Genomic DNA, 16288 nt, shown 5'->3' on the forward strand with positions numbered 1-16288 from the left:
CGGCCGCGCCCCGAGCGGCGCGGCATCAAGCATTTTTCCCAGGCGCCCGCGCCGCAGTCTTCGGGCTGTGACGCGGGCGTTGCTTTTTTCGTGCATACCTGACAAAACTTTTTGCCATAACGATGATTTGTTTCTATTCTGCATTTATATTGCTGACCAGAAGTACAAAAATCGTATTACGAAATATTCAGCCCTGATTTCGCCGCATATTGGCGGTGCTCTCCCCATGTTGTCGCGCCATGCCGACGACCAAGCACAATGAGGGGAGTTCAGTGCCCAGGACCATTTTGATCAGCGGTGTCGCAATCGGCGCCGTGATTTTTGCCACGGCTGCTCAAGCGCAAACCGCGGAGGGCCAGGAGGCGCGCACGGTCGACGAAATCGTCGTCACTGCGCAGAAACGCGAACAGAGCCTGCAGGACGTGCCGATCGTGGTGACCGCGGTCGGCGCCAAGGCGCTGCAGGACGCCGGCGTGCACGACATCAAGGACCTGACGGTTCTGACGCCCGGCCTCACCGTGACCTCCACGGCCAGCACCACCTCGACCACCGCGCGGATCCGCGGCGTGGGCACGGTGGGCGACAACCTGGGCCTGGAATCGTCGGTGGGCGTGGTGATCGACGGCGTCTACCGGCCGCGCAACGGCGTGGGCTTCGGCGACCTCGGCGAAATGGAGCGCATCGAGGTGCTGAAGGGGCCGCAAGGCACCCTGTTCGGCAAGAACGCCACCGCCGGCGTGATCAACATCGTCACCAAGAAGCCCGACTTCACCTTCGGCGCGCGCGGCGAGGCGACGGTCTCCAACCTGAACGGCTACGGCCTGTCGGCCTCGGTGACCGGGCCGATCATCGAAGACCAACTCGCCGGCCGCTTCTTCGTGGCTCGGCGCAAGCGCGACGGCTACGTCGACGTGGTGACCGGCAAGGGCCCGCGCACCTTCGACACCGACTACGACCAGAACTACTACACCACGCGCGGGCAACTGCTGTGGACGCCGACGACCGACCTGGATGTGTCGTTCAGCGCCGACTACACGCAGAAGGACGAGCGCTGCTGCGCGGCGCTGCAGGTGGTGAACGGGGCGGCGACGAACCTGCTCTCGACGGTGTTCCCGGGCGCGCTGGCCAATCCGCCGAAGTTCGACGACTACACCGCCTACTACAACCGCGACACGCGCAAGCGGATCACCGACGGCGGCGTCTCGGCCGAGGTGAACTGGGATCTGGGGCCGGCCAAGCTGACCTCGATCACCGCGCTTCGGAAGTACGTCACCAAGAGCGGCGCCGATTCCGACGTCTCCAACGCCGACATCATCTGGTCGGACATCGGCTGGCAGGGCGCCCAGTTCAAGGACTTCAGCCAGGAAGTGCGCTTGGCCGGCGACACCGACAAGCTCAACTGGCTGGTCGGCGCCTTCTTCAGCCACCAGGACCTGACCTCGCGCGTGGGCACGGTCTACGGCTCGGATTTCGAGACCTATCTGTCCAGGCTGATCACCAGCGGCGCCAGCTCCGCCTACCTGGCCTATCTGGCCGGCGCGCCCTCTGGAACGCTCTACCGCACGGGCTACGGCCAGCACGACCAGTATGACCAACAGGAGCAGAGCTTCGCGCTGTTCACCAACGAGTCGTACAAGATCACGTCCAAGCTCGAGCTGACGGTGGGTCTGCGCTACACCTGGAACACCAAGGGCCTGGACGCGCACTACGACAACACCGACGGCGGCGCGGCCTGCGCGGCGATCGCGGCCAACCCCGCCGCGCCCGGGGCGGTGATCTCGGCGGCCTGCCAGACCTACCAGAACCCGGCGTTCACCAACCTGAACACCCACCAGAGCGACAGCGAGCAGGCGTTCACCGGCACGATCAAGGCGGCCTACCGCTTCAATCCGCAGGTGATGACCTATCTGTCCTACGCGCGCGGCTACAAGGCCGGCGGCTTCAACCTGGACCGGCTGGCCTATTCGTACTCGGCCACCAGCGCCACCTCGCTGCAGCCGATCACCGACACCAGCTTCGCGCCGGAGTACGCCGACTCCTACGAAGTGGGCGTGAAGTCGACCCTGTTCGACCGCCGCCTGCTGCTGAACGGCACGGTGTTCTACCAGTCGTTCACCGACTTCCAGCTCAACGCCTACAACGGCCTGGCCTTCACCGTGACCTCGATCCCCGAGGTGGTGTCGCGCGGGGTGGACGCCGACTTCGTCTTCCTGCCGATCAAGGGCCTGTCGGTGCAGGGCGGCGTGACCTACGCCGAAACCCAGTACAGCAAGGACAGCGTCAGCGTGCTGGGAACCAGTTCGCGCCTGCCGGGCACGCGCCTGTCCTTCGCGCCGCTGTGGTCCGGCTCGGTGGCGGCCTCCTACGAGCATGACCTGACCGACTCGCTGATGGGCCGGGTCAGCCTGTCGGCCAAGTACACCTCCAGCTACAACGCCGGATCGGACCTCAATCCGCTGAAGGTGCAGGACGCCCTGACCATCTACAACGGCCGGATCGCGATCGGGCCGCAGGACGAGCGCTGGGCGCTGGAGCTCTGGGGTCAGAACCTGACCGACGAGCGCTACTACCAAGTGGCCTACGACGCGACCTATCAGTCGGGCAGCATCGCGGCCTTCCCGGCCCCGCCGCGGACCTATGGGCTGACGCTGCGCGTCAAGTACTAAGCCTCACCAGTTCGGGCTGAAAAAAGGAGGGGCGACGTTCACGCGTCGCCCCTTCAACACATCGCGACGGGGGAAGGATCGTCGCGGATGATCGAGGAAAGCGTCCTGGGCTGGAGAGTGGACGCGCCCTCAATGGGTTCGCCGGACCGCCGGCTTCAGTCCCGCAGATCATCCCCCCGCGGGTCGACGGCGTCCTTCAAGGCTTCGCGGCAGGCGGTGCGCGCCAGCGCGCCGGCGGCCGGGTCGCCCCAGCCGCGGCCGGGGCCGAACGCCGTCGGATCGTAGCCGTCGCGATAGGCCGAATAGCCGTAGGGCCCGCAGGCGGAAGCGTCGGTGGACGCATCGCCCAGCGCCAGGCTGAGCGCCATGGACTTGTAGGTGCCAGAACCGAAGCCGGGACCGCGGTAGCGCCCGGCCGAGCCCATGCGCGTCTCGCTGACCGCCAGGCCCAGGGTTCCGGTCTTGCCCACCGGGAAGAGGCCGGCGGCGTAGACGCTGGAATAGCCGCCCGTGCCGACGGAGACGCCCGCCTCGCCGTGGACCTTGCGCGGGCTCTCGGCGGAGACCACGCCGTCGGCCCCGGCCTCGCCGGACAGGTCGACCGGCTTGGAGGCGGCGATCCACTGCTGGATCTGGGCCATGGTGTCGTCGTTCGTGGCGCCGGCGGTCTGTATGGCGTCGGCGGGATCGGACGCCCGGGCGGCGGGCGCGGCCAGCGCCAGGGCCAGCGCCGACAGCGCCAGGGTGCGGGACGTAAGGATCAGGCGCATCGCAGGTCCGGTTTCATCGGGGGCCATCATCCGCCGCGAACGCGGCTCGCTGATGGCCGGTTTGTAACATCGGCATGTCGCCGCGGAGATGTGCGGGCCGTTTCAGCCGGCGGGCACGACCACCGTGGTGGACAGGCTGTCGAGGCCGTCGTTCAGGCGCGCGCGCTGGTCGTCCGACAGCGAGCCGTAGAGCGCCTTCATGGCGGCGACGGCGCGGCGCTGGTTCTCGTAGGTCTGGCGGTAGAACCGCATCTTGGCGTCCGCCCGCGCGAGCGGCCCGGCGTCGGCCGCCAGCGACAGGAACGCCGAGTCGGAGGGGGCGGTGAAGGCGGTCGCCACGAAGTCGCGCCAGCGTCGCTCCTGGCGGTCGTTGAGCTGGAGGTCGGCGTGCAGCTCCTGCAGGCTCGCGGTTAGGCTGGCCTGCAGCACGCGCTCGGCGATGATGCGCTGGGCCTGGTCGGCGGTCACCGCGTAGGGGCGCGCCAGGAGCGCGGCGTCCTGGGCCGAGGCGGGCGTGCAAAGGGCGGTTGCGCCGGCCACGGCGGCGAGGGCCAGCAGCGGCGTGCGAAGCTTGACGGGCATGGTCATGGTCGTGTCCCAAGCGCCCCCGCCCTGGAGCTTCTAGGCGCGGCGCCGGACGGAAATTGGACCGCGTCTTGCGGCCGTCTTGCGAAACTGTCGGCCAAGATCAAGGCGCTTAAGGGGTCCGCAGACGCGGTCGAAGCGTATAGAAAGCGGCGTAGCCGTAGGAGCGTAAGAATGGCCAAACCCACCCAAGCCGAAGCCGAGGCGGCCGTGCGCGTGCTGATCGAGTGGGCTGGCGACGACCCGGCGCGCGAGGGGCTGATGGACACGCCCGGCCGCGTGGCGCGCTCGTATCGCGAGCTGTTCAAGGGCTACGGCGAGGACCCGCGCGACTATCTGAGCCGCACCTTCGAGGAGGTGGCCGGCTACGACGAGCTGGTGGTGCTGTCCGACATCCGGGTGGTGAGCTTCTGCGAGCACCACATGCTGCCGGTGGTCGGCAAGGCGCACGTGGCCTATCTGCCCAGGGACCGGGTGGTGGGCATCTCCAAGCTGGCGCGGGTGGTGCATGGTTTCGCCCGGCGCCTGCAGATCCAGGAGAAGCTGACCGCCGAGATCGCCCAGGCGATCCAGGACATCCTCGATCCGCTGGGCGTGGGCGTGGTGATCGAGGCCGAGCATAGCTGCATGACGCTGCGCGGGGTCAACACGCCCGGTTCGACCCTGACCACCAGCCGCCTGTTGGGCGTGATCCGCGACGATCCGCGCACGCGCGAGGAGTTCCTGGCGCTGGTGCGCCGCAGCTAGGTTTGCCCAAGGGACAGGTTTCCGGGAAGGACCCGACCAGATGAGCCATCAACGCATCGCCACCGTCTCCGAGAACCGCAAGGGCCCGTTCGGCCAGACCGTGCACGTGGGCGCCAACGTGGTGCAGGCCGACGAGCCGGTCGAGCTGGGCGGGTTGGGGCAGGGGCTCGACCCGTTCGAGTTCGTGCTGGCGGGGCTGGGCGCCTGCACCTCCATGACCATCCGCATGTACGCCACCCGCAAGGGCTGGCCGCTGGATCACGTGGAGGTGGTGACCGCCCACGCCGAGCGGCTGAGCGAGGGCGCGCCGCAGGACGTGTTCACCCGCGAGATCCGCCTTCACGGCGACCTGTCGGACGAGGAGCGGGCGCGCCTGCTCGACATCGCCGAGCGCTGCCCGGTGAGCCGCAGCCTGGGCAAGGGCGCGATCATCCGCTCCCACCTGGCTGAGGCGGGCGAGGGCGTGGGCGGCGTCACCTCCTGACCGCGGCTTGGGCGCGGGCGCCCGCGCAGGGGGCGCATCGGCCGCAGACGACGGGCGCCGGCGGGGGCGGAGCCAGCTCGGCGCTTACATCGGCGCGCCCGCGGGCATAGCCTTCCGGGCGAAGCTGCGGGAGAAACGCCATGAGCCTGGAAGACATAGCCCCCACCGACGCGCGCCTGTCGCAGGACGCCGAGGCCGACCTCCTGGATCGCGGTTGGTCGCGGCGCAGCCTGGCGCGGATCGCGGGCCTGCTGGCCGTGAGCTCGGGCCTGGCGGCCACGGTGCGGCCGGCCGCCGCGCGGGCCCAGGCCGAGGCCTCCAAGGTGCGCATCGACGCCAACGAGTGCTGGGTGGGCCCGTTCGCCCCGGCGGTGAAGACCGCCGCCGACGAGGTGATCGTCGGCAACCGCTACACCGGCCCGCAGCGCGACGCCTTCCTGAAGGCGGTCGCCGAGGTGGAGAAGGTGCCGACCAGCCACGTGATGCCCTGGCCAGGCTCGAGCGATCCCCTGGCGCGGGTGATCGTGACCTTCTGCTCGCCGACGCGGGGCCTGGTGATCGCCGACCCGACCTTCGAGCTGGCCGGCAGCGTGGCCTCCTGGCTGAAGGTGAAGACGACCAAGGTTCCGCTGACGGCGAGCTACGCCCACGACGTCAAGGCGATGCTGGCGGCCGACCCGAACGCCGGGGTCTATTACGTCTGCTCGCCGAACAACCCGACCGGCACCATCACGCCGCTGGCCGACATCGAGTGGCTGGTGGCCAACAAGCCCGAGGGCTCGGTGGTGCTGATCGACGAGGCCTACATCCACTTCTCCGACGCGCCGAACGCGGCCTATCTGGCGGCCCAGGACAAGGACGTGGTGGTGCTGCGCACCTTCTCCAAGCTGTTCGGCATGGCCGGCATGCGCATGGGGCTGACGATCACCAAGCCGGCGTTCGGCGCCAAGCTGATGCGCTACGACGGGATGATGGCGAGCTACGCCCTGCCGAACCCCTCGCTGGTGGCGGCGACCACGAGCCTGACCCAGGCCGAGCTGATCAAGGCGCGCCGGGCGGAGATGCAGGCGGCCCGCGCCGAGGCCTTCAAGGTGCTGGACGCGCAGAAGCTGCCCTACATCGCCAGCAACGCGAACATGTTCATGGTCGACTGGGGCAGGCCCGCCAAGGACGTGCAGAAGGCCTTCGCCGGCGAGGGCGTGGCCATCGGCCGCTCCTGGCCGATCTGGCCGAACCGCTCGCGGATCACCGTGGGCTCGATGGACGACATGCAGGCCTTCAACGCTGCGGTGATCAAGCTGGGCCTGAAGGGGGCGTAGGCTAGCGCCAGCCGAAGATGCTCTCCCTCTGGGGGAGCTGTCAGCCGCAGGCTGACTGAGGGGGACTTTGGCTCCCCTCGCGCTCGCCAGCCGAGCCTAGGCGTTGAATCGCAGTCCCCCTCAGTCGCTTCGCGACAGCTCCCCCAGAGGGGGAGCATCTTCGGGGTCTGGCCCGTGGAAGGCTGGTTGAGGCCGCTCACGCCCCGGTAACTTGCGCGCGCCGGGGCGCTGGCCGACCATCCCGGCAAAGGGAGGCCAGGCATGCGCGAATTCCGGATCATCGACACGGGCGAGGTGCGCCTGCGGGCGGCCGTGGAGGGGGACGGGCCGCTGGTGATCATGGTGCACGGCTTTCCGGAGTCTTGGTTCTCCTGGCGCCACCAGATGGGGCCGGTGGCCGACGCCGGCTTCACCGCCTGCGCCATCGACGTGCGTGGCTATGGCGGCTCGGACAAGCCCCGGCCGGTCGAAGCCTACGCCATGGAGCACATGATCGCCGACGTGGCCGGCGTGGCCGACGCGCTGTCGCCCGGCGAGCCGGCGATCATCCTGGGCCACGACTGGGGCGCGCCGATCGTCTGGAACTCGGCGCTGACCCGGCCGGAACGGTTCCGCGCGGTGGCGGCGCTGTCGGTGCCTTATATGGGCGTGGGCTCGCGGCCGTTCTCGGCGATCTTCGACGAGCTCTTCACCAAGAAGAACCGTTTCTTCTACCAGGCCTATTTCCAGAAGGAGGGGGTGGCCGAGGCGGAAGGCGAGGCCGACATCCGCAGCTTCCTGCGCAAGTTCTACTACGCGATCAGTGGCGACGCGCCGGCCGGAAGCTGGCCCAGCAACAAGACCGCGTCCGATCCGCTGCTGAAGGGCCTGGTCGATCCCGACCCGTTCCCGGCGTGGCTGACGCCAGCGGACCTCGACTACTACGTCGGCGAGTTCAAGAGCTCGGGCCTGCGCGGGCCGATCAACCGCTATCGCAACCACGAGCGGGACTTCGCGTTCCTGTCGGCCTTCAAGGACAGGAAGATCGAGCAGCCGGCCTTCTTCGTCTCGGGCACGCGTGACCTGGCGTTCAACATGCTGGGCGGGCCGGACCCCATCGAGGTCATGCGCCGGTTCGTGCCGAACCTGCAGGTGGCCGAGGTGCTGGAAGGCTGCGGCCACTGGACCCAGCAGGAGCGGCCGGACGAGGTGACGAAGCTCCTGATCCCCTGGCTGAAATCGCTCTGAGCCGCCCCCATTCGCGAGAGGACCATCATGTACGAACACCTTGAGCTGAAGCACGAGGGCGAGGTCATCTGGGCCACGATGAACCGGCCCGAGCGGCTGAACGCCCTGAACCGCAAGCTGGTGGACGAGCTGCGCGACTTCTTCGTCGGGCTCTACTGGCGGCGCGACGTGCGGGTGGTGGTGCTCTGCGGCGCGGGCGCGGCGTTCTGCGCGGGCCTGGACCTGAAGGAGCACCGCGGCGCCAACGCCGACCGTTCGGTGGGCGGCGGGCTGACCGGCCAGCGGGAGATCAGCGAGATCGTCATCGCCATGCGCCGCTGTCCCCAGCCGATCATCGCCTGCGTGGACGGGGCGGCCTCCGGCGGCGGCTTCGCCCTGGCGCTGGCCTCGGACGTGCGGATCGCCACGCCGCGCACGCGGATGAACGCGGCCTTCATCCGCATCGGCCTGTCGGCCTGCGACATCGGGGTGAGCTATTTCCTGCCCAGGATGGTCGGCAGCTCGGTGGCCGCCGAATACATGCTGACCGGACGCTTCATCAGCGCCGAGCGGGCCTACGAGCTGGGGCTGGTGAGCCGGGTGGTGGAGCCCGAGCAGGTGAAGGGCGAGGCCGAAGCCTTCGCCGAGGACATGCTGCACGCCACGCCGCTCGGCCTTCGGCTGACCAAGGAGTGCCTGAACCACGCCATCGACGCCCAGGGGCTGGAGGCGGCGATCGCCATGGAGGACCGCAACCAGATCCTCTGCGCCCAGGACGGCGACTTTGCCGAGGGGGTGCGGGCGTTCCTGGAGAAGCGCAAGCCGGTCTACGCGCGCTAGCGGAACAGACCGAGCAGGATGGAGGGGGTGTTGTTGGCGATGGTCAGCGCCTGGATCGCCAGCTGCTGCTTGACCTGCAGGGCCTGAAGCCGCGCGGCTTCCTTGGCCACGTCGGCGTCCACCAGATTGCCCACCCCGGCGTCGATCGCATCCTGCAGCTTGCCGACGAATTCCAGGTGGGTGTCGAGCGCCTTGCCGCCGACGCCGAACGAGGAGAGCACCGAGGACACCCGCTCGATGGTGGCGTTGAGCGCGGTCAGGTCGACCTGGGTGACGCTGCCGGTCACCACCGGGATCGCGCCGGCCAGCACCGAGCCGGTGAGCGACAGGTCGATGTGCGTCACGTCGATGGTGGAGGAGGCGTCGGCGTTGGCGATGGCGTGGACGGCGCCCTGGCTTCCGGGGCCGATCAGGTTGACGCCGTCGAACTGGGCGTTGGCCGCGATCGTGCCGATCTCCTTCATCAGGCCGGCGTAGTCGTCGTAGAGCGCCTTGCGCGAGGCGGCGGACAGGCCCTGCTCGCTGGCGGCCACGGCCTTCTCGCGCATCTGGACCAGCAGGTCGGAGATCGACTGGCCGGCGGACATGGCCACCTCGACGATCGACTGGCCGCGCTGCAGCGACGCCTTCACCGAATCCAGGCTCTTGGACTGGGCCCGCGCGTTCTGGGCGATGGCCCAGACGGCCGGGTTGTCCTTGGCCGAGGCGACCTTCAGGCCGGTGCTGATGCGGTTCTGGACCTTGGCCAGCTCGGCGTTGGTGGCGTTCAGCGCCTGCAGCGCCACCCTCGCGCCGACGTTGGTGTTGACGCTGTTGAGCGACATCTCGCCAAGGCCCGTTTCACGAGCGGCCGCAACGGTGCGGCCACCGGACGTTTTGTCCTGCAACCACATTGACTTGGCAGTCTTAACGTCTTGTTCACGCGCGGACGATCGGCCGGGCGCGAGGCCCGGCCGCCGGCCTTAGTGCGCCGCCGAGGTGTCGACGTCCATGCGCGGTCTGGGCGTCAGCCAGATGCCGATCGCCGCGATGCCGAAGATCGCCGCGCAGCCCAGGAAGATGTTGTTGGTGGAGATGGTCACCGCCTGGCTCTGCACCATCTGACTCACGTCGGCCACGGCCTGGTGCGAGCTGAAGCCCGCCCCGGTGAGCGTGTCGAGCGTGTCCTGGGTTCCGCGCATCATGCCGGCGAGATCGGCGTGCGAGCGCGTGGAGCCGTTCTCCCACAGGGTGGTCACCAGCGAGGTGGCGAAGGCCCCGGACACCGTGCGGATGAAGTTGAACAGGCCGGCCGCCGCGGCGGTCTCCTGCGGGGCGACGCTGCCCAAGGCCACCAGGTTGATCGGCATGAAGAACATCGGCATGCCCGCGCCGGCCAGCAGCAGCCAGCGGGAGATCTGCCAATAGGTCATCTCGTTGGTGGCGAAGCCGCGCATGAAGGTGATCACCGCCAGCCAGCCGACGCCCAGGAAGATCAGCCGTCGGGGATCGCCGCGCGAGGCGAGCTGGGAGGAGATCGGGGCGCTGACGATCGCCAGCACGCCGAACAGGCCCGTCACGCAGCCGGCCCAGGTGGCCGTGTAGCCCATGTTGGTCTGCAGCCACAGCGGCGTGAGCACGTTGGTGGCGAAGAACGAGCCGTAGACTAACGACAGCACCACCGTGGCCGTGGCGAAGCCGGAGTGTTTGAACACCTTCAGGTCGACGATCGGCTCGCTGTCGGTGAGCTCCCAGATCATGAAGGCGGCGAAGCCGACCAGGGCGACCAGGCCCAGGGCGACGATCGTGCTGTTCTCGAACCAGTCGCGTTCCTTGCCCAGGTCCAGCATGAGCTGCAGCGCGCCGACCCACAGAACCAGCAGGCCCAGGCCCACGGTGTCGACCTTGGCCTTGCGCAGGGGCGTCTCGTAGTCCTTCAGCACGCGCCAGACGAGCGGGGCGCACAGGATGGCGATCGGCACGTTGACGTAGAAGATAGACGGCCAGCCGAAGTTGTCGCAGAGCGCCCCGCCCATGAACGGCCCGGCGACGGGCGCGACCAGGGTGGTGACGCCCCAAAGGCCCATGGCCGCCGGCCGCTTGTCCGGCGGGAAGATGGTCATCATCAGGGTCTGCGACAGCGGCATGAGCGGGCCGCCGCAGATGCCCTGCAGCACCCGGAACAGCACCAGCACGCCGAGGCTGGGCGCCAGGCCGCACAGGGCCGAGAAGACGGCGAAGCCGATGATCGCCGCCACGAAGGTGCGCACCGTGCCGAACCGGCCGGCCAGCCAGCCGGTCAGCGGCACGGTGATCGCCTCGGCCACCGCATAGGAGGTGATGACCCAGGTGCCCTGGCTGGACGAGGCGCCCAGGCCGCCGGAGATGTTCGGCACCGAGACGTTGGCGATCGTCATGTCGAGGATCGCCAGGAAGTTGGACGCGGCCAGCAACACGGCCGCGCCCCACAACGCGCCGCCGGACAGGTAGCGCGGCGGGCTGGCTGGCCCGCTCAGGGTTGCAGAGGACATGGGGAGGCGTCCTTCAGGCTCAGCCGATATCGACCGTGGCGACCATGCTCATGCCCACGCGCAGCGGGTGGGCCTTCAGCTCGGCCGGGTCCAGGGCGATGCGCACGGGCACGCGCTGGACCACCTTGATCCAGTTGCCGGTGGCGTTCTGCGCCGGGATCAGCGAGAAGGCCGCGCCGGTGCCGCCGGCCAGGCCGACCACCTTGCCGTGGTACTTCACCGACTTGCCGTAGACGTCGCTTTCCAGCTCGACCGGCTGGCCGGCGCGGACCTTGCGAAGCTGCACTTCCTTGAAGTTGGCGTTCACGTAGGCCAGCTCCAGGGGCACGACGGCCATCAGCGGCGAGCCGACCTGCACGCGCTGGCCGACCTGGGCGTTGTTGTTGGCGATCACCCCGTCGATGGGCGCGCGGATCACCGTGCGTTCCAGGTCGAGCTTGGCCTGGTCCACGCGGGCGCGGGCCTGGGCGACCTCGGGGTTGGCGGCGACGCCGTTCTGGCCGGCGATCAGCGCGGCGTTGACGTCGCGCGAGCCCTCGGCGGCCTTGACCTGGGCCTCGGCGGCGATGAGCGCGGCCTGGGCGGCCCGCAGGCCGGTCTCGGCGGTGGTCAGTTCCTCGCCGGAGACGGCGCCGCTCTGGGCCAGGCCCTTGCGGCGGTCGTACTCGGCCTGGGCCTTGGCCAGGTCGCTCCGGGCGCTGGCGACCTGGGCGGCGCGGGCCGCGGTCTGGGCGCGCAGGGCGTCGTCGTTGGCGTAGTAGCCCTTCACGCGGCTTTCGGCCTGGGCGAGCTGGGCTTCGGCCTGGGCCAGGGCGAGCTTGGCGTCGGAATCGTCGAGCACCACCAGGACGTCGCCGGCCTTGACCCGCTGGGTGTCGATCACCGGCACCTGCAGGATGGGCGCGGCGACCAGCGGGGTGATCTGGGCCGTGCTGGCTTCGACATAGGCGTTGTCGGTGGTCACGTGGCGCGAACCGGCCAGGAACCACCAGGCGCCGTAGCCGACGGCGCCGACGACGATGGCGCCGCCGAGCATCAGGAACAGGCGCTTGCGGGAGGAGCCGCGGCGCGGCTTGGCGGCGGGCGGCGCGGCGGCCTGCGCGGCGGCCGGGGCCGGGTGCTGGGCTTCTTGGGCGGCCGGAGCGTCTTCAGTGTCGAACATGAGAGATGTCCTTGGAAACAAACATTGAGTCAGGCTGCGGCGAAGCCGCCGCCCAGGGCGCGGGTGAGCGCCACGTCGAGGGAGAACGCGCGGGTTTGCAGGTCTGCGACCGCGCGCCGACTGGAGATGAGGGCGTCCTCGGCGGTGAGGACGTCGAGGTAGGTGGCCAGGCCGGCCTTGTAGCGGGCGAGCGCCACGTCATAGGCCTGCTGGCTGCCGTCCAGGGCCGAGCGGCTCTCGGACAGGCGGGTCTCCAGGGCCCGCGAGCTCGCCGCCACGTCGGCGACGTCCTGCAGGGCCTGGACGATGGTCCCCTGATAGGCGGCCACCGCCGCGTCGTAGTCGGCGCCTGCGCCGCGATAGGCGGCGCGCAGGCGGCCGCCCTCGAAGATCGGCAGGTTCAGCGCCGGGCCGACGCCGCCGACCACCGAGCCGCCCTTGGTGAACAGGTCCATGCCCAGGGACTGGCGGCCCAGGTAGGCCGACAGGCGGATGTCCGGGTAGAAGTCGGCCTTGGCCACCTTGATCCGCTGGGCCGCGGCCTCGGCGCGCAGGCGCGCGGCGGTGACGTCCGGCCGCCGGCCGAGCAGGCTGGCGCGGGCGTCCGCCGGCAGGCCGAAGGCCCTCAGCGACTGGATCGAGGGGCGCTCGACCGCCAGGCCCCGGTCGGGACCGGCGCCCACCAGGGCGGCGATGCGGTTGCGGGTGATGGCGATGGACTCGTCGACCGCGGCGACCTCGGCCCGGGCGCTGGCCGCGCCGGACTCGGCCCGGGCCACGGCGCCCTGGTTCTCCAGGCCGCTGACGGCGCGCTCGGACATCAGCTTGGCGCTGTCCTCGCGGATGCGCTGGGCGTCGACGGCGGCGTCGCGGTCGGCGAAGAGCTGGGCGAGATCGGCGTAGGCGGCGGCCACCGAGGTGGACAACGTCAACCGCGCGGCGGCCCGATCGGCGCGGGCGGCGTCGGCTTCGCCGAGCGAGGCCTTCAGCGCGGCGCTGTTCTTGCCGAAGAAGTCGAACTCGTAGCCGAGGTCGATCGTGCCGCGGGTCGAGTCCTTGTAGCCCTTGGGCACGAAGGCGGCGGGGAAGCCGTTGTTGTAGCTCTGCTTGACCGACTGGAGCTGGCCGTTGAGCTCCAGCGTCGGCGCCAGGGCCGCGCGGGCCTGGCCGGCCAGGGCGTCGGCCTTGCGCACCCGCGCCTCGGCGGAAGCCAGGTCCGGGGAATCGGCCAGGGCTTCGTCGACCAGCTTGTCGAGCTGGGGATCGCCGTAGGCGCGCCACCAGTCGTCGGCGGGCCAGTCGGCCTGGGGCGCGGCGAAGCTCTTGGCCGCCGCCAGGCTCTCAGGCGCGGGCAGGGTCGCCGACGGCTCGAGCTTGGGGACGGCGGCGCAGCCGGAAAGGAGCGCCGCGACCGCAGAGAGAGCTGCGGCGCGACGCCAACTGGGGAGGAGATAGGGGAGGTTAGCGACCATCGACAAGACTCGACGACAAAAAGTTGAACCGTACCGTACGGTTTGATTGCCCTTGACGTATGGAGAGCCTTGCGTCAAGACAAAACCGTACTGTACGGTTCAAATTGTGATGCAAGCACCTTCCCAGACGATTTCCCAGGCCATCCGTGACCAACGGCGGGAGCGGATCATTCAGGCTGCCAGAGCCGTGTTCTTCGAGGAGGGCTACGCGGCCGCTTCGATGTCGATGATCGCCCAGCGGCTCGGCGGCTCGAAGGCCACGCTCTACGCCTACTTCAAGAGCAAGGAAGAGCTGTTCCGAGCGATCGTCGTCGAACAGTGCAACCAGGTGCAGGACGTGCTGGCCGCCCAGTACGGCGACGACGACGTGCGCCGCACCTTGACCAACATCGGCCTGAAGCTGCTGGAGCTCCTGCTGGACGACTCCTCGGTGCGCACGCTTCGGCTGCTGGTCGAGGAAGGGCCTCGCGCGCCGGAGCTGGTGACCTCGTTCATGGAGGCCGGGCCGCAACTGGGCGAGCAGCGCATGGCCGAGTTCTTCGCCCAGGCGCAGGCGCGCGGACAGCTCGACATTCCCGATCCGATGACCGCGGCCAAGCAGTTCTCCGCTCTGGTGAAGGGCAGCCTGCACTTGAAACGCACTCTCGGCATGATGGACCAACCGTCGGACGAGGTGGTGCGCCGCGAGGTCGATGACGCGGTGGAGATGTTCATGCGAGCCTATGGGCGCAAGGGCGCGGACGGCCAAAAGCCGGCCTGACCGCCCTGGCCTCGCCAGATTCCTGTTCCATCCCCGGCCGCCTTGGCGGCAGTGTGCCGCAAACGGTGAAAGGGGAGGCGCGCATGGCCGAATTGGCGGCGGAACCGGATCAGGCCGAGCATCTGGTCGACAGACGCGACGGCCTGGTGATCGCGGCCTCCTCGGTGGGCACGGTCTTCGAGTGGTACGACTTCTACCTCTACGGCTCCCTGGCGGGCCTGATCTCCCAGCACTTCTTCTCGGGCGTCAACGAGACCACCGGATACATCTTCGCCCTCCTGGCCTTCGCCGCGGGCTTCGCCGTGCGGCCGTTCGGCGCGCTGGTGTTCGGCCGGCTGGGCGACCTTTGGGGGCGCAAGAACACCTTCCTGGTCACCATGCTCCTGATGGGGCTGTCGACCTTCGTGGTCGGGCTTCTGCCGTCCTACGCGGCGATCGGCGTGGCCGCGCCGGTGCTGCTGATCGTCATGCGCCTGGTGCAGGGCCTGGCGCTGGGCGGGGAATACGGCGGGGCGGCGACCTATGTGGCCGAGCACGCCCCAGCCGGCCGGCGCGGCTTCTACACGAGCTGGATCCAGACCACGGCGACGGGCGGGCTGTTCCTGAGCCTGATCGTCATCCTGGCCGCGCGCACGGGCCTGGGCGAGGACGCCTTCAAGGCCTGGGGCTGGCGCATCCCGTTCCTGGTCTCGGCGCTGCTGCTCGCCGCCTCGATGTGGATCCGGCTGAAGCTGAACGAGAGCCCGGCCTTCAAGCAGATGGTGGCCGAGGGGCGCGGCTCGAAGCGGCCGCTGGCCGATTCCTTCGCCCGCTGGGGCAATCTGAAGCTGGTGATCCTGGCGCTCGTGGGCCTGACCGCCGGCCAGGCGGTGGTCTGGTACACCGGCCAGTTCTACGCGCTGTTCTTCCTGGAGAAGACGCTGAAGGTGGACGGGGCGCTGGCCAACGTGCTGATCGCCGCGAGCCTTTTGATCGGCACGCCGTTCTTCGTGCTGTTCGGCTGGCTGTCGGACAGGATCGGGCGAAAGCCGATCATCCTGGCCGGCTGCCTGATCGCGGCCCTGACCTATTTTCCGCTGTTCAAGACCCTGACCGCGGCGGTGAACCCCGAGCTGGCGGCGGCCAGCGCGACGGCGCCGGCCGTGGTGTACGCCAGCCCCAGCGACTGCCACTTCCAGTTCGACCCGATCGGCAAGCGCCAGTTCCTGTCGTCCTGCGACCTGGCCAAGAGCTACCTGGCCAAGGCCGGCGTGCCCTATTCGAACAAGGCCGCGCCCGGCGGCGTCAGCGCCGAGATCCGCGTCGGCGGGGCGACGGTGCAGGCGCTGGAGGGCGAGCGGCTGGACCCGGTGTCGTTCAAGGCGGCGCAGGCGGCCTGGGAGACGCGGATGGGCCAGGTGCTGGCCAAGGCCGGCTATCCGGCCAAGGCCGACCCCGCCAAGGTGAACTACCCCCTGGCGATCGGCGTCCTGACCCTCCTGGTGATCCTTGTGACCATGGTCTACGGGCCGATCGCGGCGATGCTGGTGGAGCTCTTCCCCACCAACATCCGCTACACCTCGATGAGCCTGCCCTACCACGTCGGCAACGGCTGGTTCGGCGGCTTCCTGCCCACCACCGCCTTCGCCATGGTGGCCGCCAGCGGGAACATCTACTTCGGGCTCTGGTATCCGGTGGTGGTGGCCGCGGTCACCGCCGTGGTCGGCTTCCTGTTCCTGAAGGAGACCAAGGACGTGGACATCCACGCCTGAGGCGCGCCTGCGGATC

At 69.4% G+C, this 16288-nt stretch carries 14 protein-coding genes; 8 read left to right on the forward strand and 6 right to left on the reverse strand.

The window, feature by feature from the left end:
- Positions 1-314 precede the first annotated feature (314 nt).
- Positions 315-2666, forward strand: a complete 2352-nt coding sequence (locus tag ACE3TA_RS00585) for a TonB-dependent receptor (protein WP_374569741.1) — start codon at positions 315-317, stop codon at positions 2664-2666.
- 155 nt (positions 2667-2821) lie between these two features.
- On the opposite strand, the gene ACE3TA_RS00590 is transcribed toward ACE3TA_RS00585, so the two are convergent.
- Positions 2822-3436: a hypothetical protein gene (locus tag ACE3TA_RS00590; RefSeq protein WP_374569742.1), complete on the reverse strand. Its 615-nt coding sequence runs from the start codon at positions 3434-3436 to the stop codon at positions 2822-2824.
- A 102-nt stretch (positions 3437-3538) separates the two neighbouring features.
- Positions 3539-4024, reverse strand: a complete 486-nt coding sequence (locus tag ACE3TA_RS00595; protein WP_374569743.1) for a Spy/CpxP family protein refolding chaperone — start codon at positions 4022-4024, stop codon at positions 3539-3541.
- A 171-nt stretch (positions 4025-4195) separates the two neighbouring features.
- Here ACE3TA_RS00595 and folE point away from each other — a divergent pair, with 171 nt between their 5' ends.
- The 5 genes from folE (at position 4196) to ACE3TA_RS00620 (ending at position 8617) form a co-directional block, all read left to right on the forward strand.
- Positions 4196-4768, forward strand: a complete 573-nt coding sequence (gene folE / locus ACE3TA_RS00600) for a GTP cyclohydrolase I FolE (RefSeq protein WP_374569744.1) — start codon at positions 4196-4198, stop codon at positions 4766-4768.
- Positions 4769-4808: 40 nt separating this feature from the next.
- Positions 4809-5252, forward strand: a complete 444-nt coding sequence (locus tag ACE3TA_RS00605) for an OsmC family protein (protein WP_374569745.1) — start codon at positions 4809-4811, stop codon at positions 5250-5252.
- A 140-nt stretch (positions 5253-5392) separates the two neighbouring features.
- Positions 5393-6571: a pyridoxal phosphate-dependent aminotransferase gene (locus ACE3TA_RS00610; RefSeq protein WP_374569746.1), complete on the forward strand. Its 1179-nt coding sequence runs from the start codon at positions 5393-5395 to the stop codon at positions 6569-6571.
- Positions 6572-6832: 261 nt separating this feature from the next.
- Positions 6833-7798, forward strand: a complete 966-nt coding sequence (locus tag ACE3TA_RS00615; protein WP_374569747.1) for an alpha/beta fold hydrolase — start codon at positions 6833-6835, stop codon at positions 7796-7798.
- Positions 7799-7825: 27 nt separating this feature from the next.
- Positions 7826-8617, forward strand: a complete 792-nt coding sequence (locus ACE3TA_RS00620) for an enoyl-CoA hydratase/isomerase family protein (RefSeq protein WP_374569748.1) — start codon at positions 7826-7828, stop codon at positions 8615-8617.
- Here ACE3TA_RS00620 and ACE3TA_RS00625 read toward each other — a convergent pair.
- The 4 genes from ACE3TA_RS00625 to ACE3TA_RS00640 form a co-directional block, all read right to left on the reverse strand.
- The gene (locus tag ACE3TA_RS00625) at positions 8614-9441 is read right to left on the reverse strand and encodes a flagellin (RefSeq protein WP_374569749.1); all 828 of its coding nucleotides are present in this window, start codon (positions 9439-9441) and stop codon (positions 8614-8616) included. The genes ACE3TA_RS00620 and ACE3TA_RS00625 overlap by 4 nt on opposite strands.
- A 138-nt stretch (positions 9442-9579) precedes the next feature.
- The gene (locus ACE3TA_RS00630; RefSeq protein WP_374569751.1) at positions 9580-11127 is read right to left on the reverse strand and encodes a DHA2 family efflux MFS transporter permease subunit; all 1548 of its coding nucleotides are present in this window, start codon (positions 11125-11127) and stop codon (positions 9580-9582) included.
- Positions 11128-11146: 19 nt separating this feature from the next.
- Positions 11147-12289, reverse strand: coding sequence for an HlyD family efflux transporter periplasmic adaptor subunit (locus ACE3TA_RS00635; RefSeq protein WP_374569752.1), 1143 nt, complete (start codon positions 12287-12289; stop codon positions 11147-11149).
- A 29-nt stretch (positions 12290-12318) separates the two neighbouring features.
- A complete protein-coding gene (locus ACE3TA_RS00640; protein ID WP_374569753.1) occupies positions 12319-13761 on the reverse strand; it encodes an efflux transporter outer membrane subunit in 1443 nt (480 codons plus the stop codon).
- A 109-nt stretch (positions 13762-13870) separates the two neighbouring features.
- Here ACE3TA_RS00640 and ACE3TA_RS00645 point away from each other — a divergent pair, with 109 nt between their 5' ends.
- Together ACE3TA_RS00645 and ACE3TA_RS00650 are read left to right on the forward strand one after the other, a co-directional pair.
- Positions 13871-14521: a TetR/AcrR family transcriptional regulator C-terminal domain-containing protein gene (locus ACE3TA_RS00645; protein WP_374569754.1), complete on the forward strand. Its 651-nt coding sequence runs from the start codon at positions 13871-13873 to the stop codon at positions 14519-14521.
- Positions 14522-14604: 83 nt separating this feature from the next.
- On the forward strand, positions 14605-16272 hold the full coding sequence (locus tag ACE3TA_RS00650; RefSeq protein WP_374569755.1) for an MFS transporter: 1668 nt from the start codon (positions 14605-14607) through the stop codon (positions 16270-16272).
- Positions 16273-16288 lie beyond the last annotated feature (16 nt).

This window comes from Phenylobacterium sp. (genome assembly GCF_041916435.1).
Classification (GTDB): domain Bacteria; phylum Pseudomonadota; class Alphaproteobacteria; order Caulobacterales; family Caulobacteraceae; genus Phenylobacterium.

What these genes read in the sequence shown, in the direction of transcription:
- ACE3TA_RS00635 (WP_374569752.1), bottom strand. Translation starts at nt 12,289, where the DNA reads ATGTTCGACACTGAAGACGCTCCGGCCGCCCAAGAAGCCCAGCACCCG.
- ACE3TA_RS00620 (WP_374569748.1), top strand. Translation starts at nt 7,826, where the DNA reads ATGTACGAACACCTTGAGCTGAAGCACGAGGGCGAGGTCATCTGGGCC.
- ACE3TA_RS00625 (WP_374569749.1), bottom strand. Translation starts at nt 9,441, where the DNA reads ATGTCGCTCAACAGCGTCAACACCAACGTCGGCGCGAGGGTGGCGCTG.
- ACE3TA_RS00615 (WP_374569747.1), top strand. Translation starts at nt 6,833, where the DNA reads ATGCGCGAATTCCGGATCATCGACACGGGCGAGGTGCGCCTGCGGGCG.
- ACE3TA_RS00640 (WP_374569753.1), bottom strand. Translation starts at nt 13,761, where the DNA reads ATGGTCGCTAACCTCCCCTATCTCCTCCCCAGTTGGCGTCGCGCCGCA.
- ACE3TA_RS00630 (WP_374569751.1), bottom strand. Translation starts at nt 11,127, where the DNA reads ATGTCCTCTGCAACCCTGAGCGGGCCAGCCAGCCCGCCGCGCTACCTG.
- folE (WP_374569744.1), top strand. Translation starts at nt 4,196, where the DNA reads ATGGCCAAACCCACCCAAGCCGAAGCCGAGGCGGCCGTGCGCGTGCTG.
- ACE3TA_RS00590 (WP_374569742.1), bottom strand. Translation starts at nt 3,436, where the DNA reads ATGCGCCTGATCCTTACGTCCCGCACCCTGGCGCTGTCGGCGCTGGCC.
- ACE3TA_RS00645 (WP_374569754.1), top strand. Translation starts at nt 13,871, where the DNA reads ATGCAAGCACCTTCCCAGACGATTTCCCAGGCCATCCGTGACCAACGG.
- ACE3TA_RS00595 (WP_374569743.1), bottom strand. Translation starts at nt 4,024, where the DNA reads ATGACCATGCCCGTCAAGCTTCGCACGCCGCTGCTGGCCCTCGCCGCC.
- ACE3TA_RS00650 (WP_374569755.1), top strand. Translation starts at nt 14,605, where the DNA reads ATGGCCGAATTGGCGGCGGAACCGGATCAGGCCGAGCATCTGGTCGAC.
- ACE3TA_RS00605 (WP_374569745.1), top strand. Translation starts at nt 4,809, where the DNA reads ATGAGCCATCAACGCATCGCCACCGTCTCCGAGAACCGCAAGGGCCCG.
- ACE3TA_RS00610 (WP_374569746.1), top strand. Translation starts at nt 5,393, where the DNA reads ATGAGCCTGGAAGACATAGCCCCCACCGACGCGCGCCTGTCGCAGGAC.